General features: G+C 73.8%; 3 protein-coding genes and 1 tRNA gene. 1 reads left to right on the top strand and 3 read right to left on the bottom strand.

From position 1 onward, the window contains the following. Positions 1 to 43 precede the first annotated feature (43 nt). Positions 44 to 120, top strand: a tRNA-Met gene (locus FV226_RS26950). Positions 121 to 225: 105 nt separating this feature from the next. Here the strand turns inward: FV226_RS26950 and cueR are convergent. From cueR to FV226_RS26965, 3 genes are read right to left on the bottom strand one after another with little or no spacing between them, the layout of a single operon-like run. Beyond that, positions 226 to 708, bottom strand: a complete 483-nt coding sequence (gene cueR / locus FV226_RS26955; RefSeq protein ID WP_147765333.1) for a Cu(I)-responsive transcriptional regulator — start codon at positions 706 to 708, stop codon at positions 226 to 228. Beyond that, positions 708 to 3,200, bottom strand: coding sequence for a heavy metal translocating P-type ATPase (locus FV226_RS26960; protein ID WP_147765332.1), 2,493 nt, complete (start codon positions 3,198 to 3,200; stop codon positions 708 to 710). Before FV226_RS26960 ends, cueR begins: the two co-directional genes overlap by 1 nt. A 34-nt stretch (positions 3,201 to 3,234) precedes the next feature. Beyond that, complete coding sequence (locus FV226_RS26965; protein ID WP_238272743.1) at positions 3,235 to 3,738, bottom strand: hypothetical protein; 504 nt, start codon at positions 3,736 to 3,738, stop codon at positions 3,235 to 3,237. Positions 3,739 to 3,879: the final 141 nt, after the last annotated feature.

Consider the following 3,879-nt stretch of genomic DNA (forward strand, 5'->3'; position numbering starts at 1 on the left):
GCAAGCCAACACATCCCCTCGACACGACACTCGATCACCCTGGCGCGGGGTGGAGCAGCCCGGTAGCTCGTCAGGCTCATAACCTGAAGGTCACAGGTTCAAATCCTGTCCCCGCAACCAAACATCATATCATCCATAGCGAGCCCGCGCCGTCGAAAGACAGCGCGGGCTCGTCGCGTTTGGGCAGTGAGGCTGAGGTCGGACCCGGTCCAGGCGGAACGCGCCTCATCCGTTTCCGCGCCGGCGTGCCGGTCGGCCCAGGCCGAAGCGTGCGGGGCCGCCCGGTGCACCCTTCACGACGGGCGCGCCCGGGCCGGCGCCTGTTTCCGCCAGATCCTCCATGATCGGACAATACGGCCTGGCGTCGCCGTGGCAGCGCGCGGCCAAAGCCGTCAGCGTCCGGCTCATGGCACGAAGCTCCTCGGCCTTACGCTCCAGGGCTGCCACGTGCTCCAGCGCGATGCGCTTCACGTCGGCGCTGGCGCGGTCCCGGTCGCGCCACAGGGCGAGCAGCGTGCCGATCTGCTCCACCGTAAAGCCGAGGTCGCGCGCACGGCGGATGAAGCGCAGGGTGTGGATCCCCACCTCGGTATAGTGCCGATAGCCGGCTTCCGAGCGTGCGGCCTCTGCGATCAAGCCGGTGCTCTCGTAGTAGCGGATCATCTTGGCCGAAACGCCGGAGGCGCGTGCGGCCTCGCCGATCGTCATCATCGTTGCACCTCACAGGCCGGGCGCCAGCGACGCAGCAGCAGCGCGTTCCCGACGACGCTGACGCTGGAGAACGCCATCGCTGCGCCCGCCACCACCGGGCTGAGCAGCCCGAAGGCCGCGAGCGGGATGCCGACCACGTTGTAGGCGAGCGCCCAGAACAGGTTCTGCCGGATCTTGGCATAGGTCCGCCGCGCGATGTCGATCGCGTCGGCAACCAGCATCGGATCGCCGCGCATCAGCGTGATGCCGGCCGCGTGCATCGCGACGTCGGTGCCGGTGCTCAAGGCAATGCCGACGTCGGCGGCGGCGAGCGCCGGCGCGTCGTTGACTCCGTCGCCGACCATGGCGACGCGGCGCCCGCCCGCCTTCAGGCGGAGGATCGCGGCCGCCTTGTCCTCCGGGAGAAGCTCGGCCACCACCTCGTCGAGGCCGAGCGCCTCGGCCGCGCGGGCGGCGCTGCCCCGGTTGTCGCCGGTGAGCATCACCGTGCGCAGGCCGCGCCGGCCGATTGCCGCGATGGAAGCGGCCGCGGAGGGTTTCACCGCATCGCCGAAGGCGATCAGGCCGAGCAGCCGCACGGGCGCGGTCCCCCCGGCTTCCTCCTCCGAGATCCAGGAAACCGTGCGGCCCGCCCGCGCCAGGGCTTCGCCCCGGTCCGCGAGGGGCGCCAGGTCGACGCCGTCCTCCTCCATCAACCGGCGGCTGCCGAGGCGGAGCGCGCGGCCGTCCACCTCGGCGGCGACGCCGCGGCCCGGCAGCGCCCGCAGGTTGGCGGCCGGCGGCGGCGACACGCCCTCCGCTGCGGCGAGCGTCGCGACGGCGCGGGCGAGGGGATGCTCGCTGCCGGCCTGCAGCGCGGCGGCACGGCGCAGGAGGTCTGCGCGCGTGACGCCCGGCGCAGGCTCGAGGTCCGTCACCGTCGGGCGCCCTTCCGTCAGCGTGCCGGTCTTGTCGAAGGCGACCGTGTCGAGGGCGTGGGCCACCTCCAGGGCTTGCGCGTCCTTGATCAGGATGCCGTGGCGCGCCGCGACGCCGGTGCCGGCCATGATCGCCGTCGGCGTCGCGAGGCCGAGGGCGCAGGGGCAGGCGATGACCAGCACCGCGACCGCATCGATCAGCGCCGTTTCCGCGCTAGCGCCGGCAATGAGCCACCAGCCGAGGAAGGTGAGCAGGCCCAAGCCGAGCACCACCGGCACGAACACCGCGCTCACCCGGTCGACCAGGCGCTGGATCGGCGCCTTGGCAGCCTGCGCGTCCTCGACAAGGCGGATGATCCGCGCGAGCGTCGCCTCCGCGCCGACCGCGGCGACCTCGACCACGAGCCGGCCGTCGCCGTTGATGGCGCCGCCGACGACCCGGTCGCCGACGGCTTTTGCCACCGGCAGGCTCTCGCCGGTGATCAGCGCCTCGTCGATCCGGCTCGCGCCGTCGCGGATCGTGCCGTCGGCGGGCAGGCGTTCGCCGGGGCGGACCACGACCGCGTCGCCGACCCGGAGCGCGGAGACCTCGATCTCGGCCTCGCTGCCGTCCGGCCGGCGCAGGCGCGCGCGCTCGGGCCGCAGCGCCGTCAACGCCCGGATGGCCGACGCGGTGCTGCGCTTGGCGCGGCTCTCCAGGCGCTTGCCGAGCAGAACGAGGGTGATCACCACCGCCGAGGCTTCGAAGTACAGGTGCGGGGTCGCGCGGCCGGCCTCCGCGGCGCGGACGAGCTGGTACAGGCTCAGCGCGTAGGCCGCGGAGGTGCCGAGCGCGACGAGCAGGTCCATGTTGCCGGCGCCCGCCCGCAGCGCGCGCCAGCCGGCCCGGTAGAACCGGGCGCCGAGCCAGAACTGGATCGGGGTCGCGAGCGCCAACTGCACCCAGCCGGGCGGCATCCAGGCGATCCCGAACGGCATCAGCAGCATCGGCGCGACCAGCGGCGCCGCGAGCGCCGCGGCGACCAGGAGGTGGATTTCGTCGCGGCGGGCGGCGGCGTCGCGTGTGGCCTCCGCGGCGTCGGGTCCGCCGGCGGGCGCGGCCGGCGTCGCATCGTAGCCGGCCTCAGCCACCGCCGCGACGAGGTCCGCGTCGGCCACGACGCCGGCCGCCGCCGTCACCCGCGCCCGCTCGGTGGCGAGGTTCACCGAGGCTTGCGAAACCCCGGGCACCGCCCGCAGCGCCGCCTCGACCCGCCCGGCGCAGGAGGCGCAGGTCATGCCCGCGACGGCGAAGTCGCGGGTCTCGCCGCCGACGTCGTAGCCGGCATCCGTCACGGCGCAGGCGAGGGCCGCCGCCAGCACGCCCGTCGCGACGGTGACGCTGGCCCGCTCGGTGGCAAGGTTCACGGAGGCGCTCGACACGCCCGGCACCGCCCGCAACGCCGCCTCGATCCGGCCGGCGCAGGAGGCGCAGGTCATCCCGAGGACGGGGAGGGCGACGGTTCGGACGGCCTCCGTCGCGTGCGCCTCGGGGGCGATCGGGGTGAGCGTGTCGGAGTCGGCTTTCAGCATAAGAGGAGAGATGGGGCTTCCCACGGTGGGAAGGTCAAGGCCGCCGGACGTCGGATCGTCGCTTCGGTTTCGCGGATCGCCAAGCCCGCTGCGGAGATCGAGCATCGCGAATGCGCGGTGCCGCACCGGAGGGCGCGGCGAGCCAGGCCCGGCGCTCCGCGATCAGCCGCCGCAGGCGGGCGCGTCGGGCGTTCGGCCGGATGCAGTCGCAGCTCTCGATGCCGGCCGGGTCGCAGCTGAGGATCGAGAGGATCGCCACCGCGATCCCGAGGATGCCCAGGGCGACGAGGGGCCATGCGAGGCCGAGGCCGACGAGCGCGGCGATGGCGAGCTTCCCGGCCAGGGAGCCGACGAGCTTGGTCTTCGCCAGCGCGAGCAGGGCGCCGCCGCCGCCCGCGCCGCCGCGCAGGGCCCGGACGATCCGCTTGCGGGCGCGATGCCGCGCGGCCAGCGCCTCCAGGCGCCGCAGCTGACGCGCGACCGCCGCATGGGTCGCGTAGGCCCCGGCCGCGGGGCGCGGATGCAGCGCCTCCGTCATCACCCGAGCCTAGTTGTTTGATCCCAGGGTTTGATGGTGCAGTCTTCACGTCGGAGTGGAGGGATGAGCTATGGGCCAAGTTCTTCACGGCAGCGCCACGACGACTGAGGCGATCCGTCGAGCGATCCAGCATAGTCAAGC

Source organism: Methylobacterium sp. WL12 (assembly GCF_008039475.1).
Classification (GTDB): Bacteria; Pseudomonadota; Alphaproteobacteria; order Rhizobiales; family Beijerinckiaceae; genus Methylobacterium; species Methylobacterium cerastii.